Annotated in this window: 1 pseudogene; it reads right to left on the bottom strand. The window is 64.6% G+C overall.

Annotated features, from left to right (window positions below):
* A pseudogene (locus Q2K20_RS18110) lies at positions 1 to 388 on the bottom strand (IS21 family transposase); the annotation flags it as partial.
* Positions 389 to 1168: the final 780 nt, after the last annotated feature.

Below are 1168 nucleotides of genomic sequence, written 5' to 3' on the forward strand. Positions count from 1 at the left end.
CGAACTGCAGCCACAGGCCCGGCTCGGTGATCCACGGCCGGTAGGTGCGCTGATGCCCGGCCCGCCACGCGGCCTTGACCTGCGCCACCGCCCGCCTGGTCGTGCGCTCGGTCCCGGTGAACCCCATCGCCACCAGCCGTTCGTGGACGATATCGGCGCGGACCTTGCCGTTGCCGCGCTCGACCCACTCCTCGATCTTGGGCATGTGCTCATCGACCATCCGCGGACGGCGGCCCGCGCCGGTCACCGGACGCCCCTGGTCACGAGCGGCGACGTACCGCCGCACGGTCTTGGGATCCACACCCGCCAGCTGCGCGGCGGAGTGCGCACTTTCAGTGGCGTCGTATGCCTCGAGAATTTCCATGATCTCCCTGTCAGACTTCTTCATGCGTCCCTCCGGTGGAACAGCGCTCATAGGTGGTCGAAGACCTCGAGCACATCCCCGGAGGGGCGCTTTTCGCGGGACCGACACGGCCCGATCCCTTGGCCACGGACAGGGAGATCAACTGACCGTCAGCATGGAAGTACGTGTCCGCCTACAGGGAGATTGGCATGGCCGCTAGCAGTCGCCGCCTCGGTGCTGGCGCGGACGTTCCTTCGTCTAGCCCTTGCCTCTCGATAGCCGGGGTTGCGCGCGCCGAATCTGTACGACCTGTCCTACGCGCATTGCCTGTACTGCGCGCCTGCCCCAGTGCTCAGATCAGGCTCTCCTGGAGCAGGCCCAAACCTGACACACCTCTTGCTGAATTTCAGACTTAGGGGCGTGCCGTTTCTTGGTGGGTCGCCCCCGCGACCCTCAGGCGATGCGTTGTCGCATGCCCCGCGGTGGTGACCCGGTGATGCGCCCCGCTGGTCCACGTGCGGTCCGTTCGTCGCAAGCAGACGGTGCCTGTGACGCTGTGGAATCTGCACCGCGATCGTCGTTCAGCTCGGCACCGTGTTCCTGGTGCTGTTCGGCCTCGCGACTTGGCCGATCCGGGACCGTTCGAGCTCGATGCGCCTCCTGCTGGTTCCCACTGCCACAAAACTTCAGACAGTAGGCACTCTAAGCCTGGATCCACCGATGAGATGAACTTCTAGCGCGGTGTGGGAACGCGAGAATGCCCTTCTGAACTGGCAAGATACGACTTGCTTAAGGTCCGTATCGCCAATTCAAGAAGGGCATCCC

The sequence above is a fragment of the Dietzia sp. IN118 genome, from assembly GCF_032905965.1.
Classification (GTDB): domain Bacteria; phylum Actinomycetota; class Actinomycetes; order Mycobacteriales; family Mycobacteriaceae; genus Dietzia; species Dietzia kunjamensis.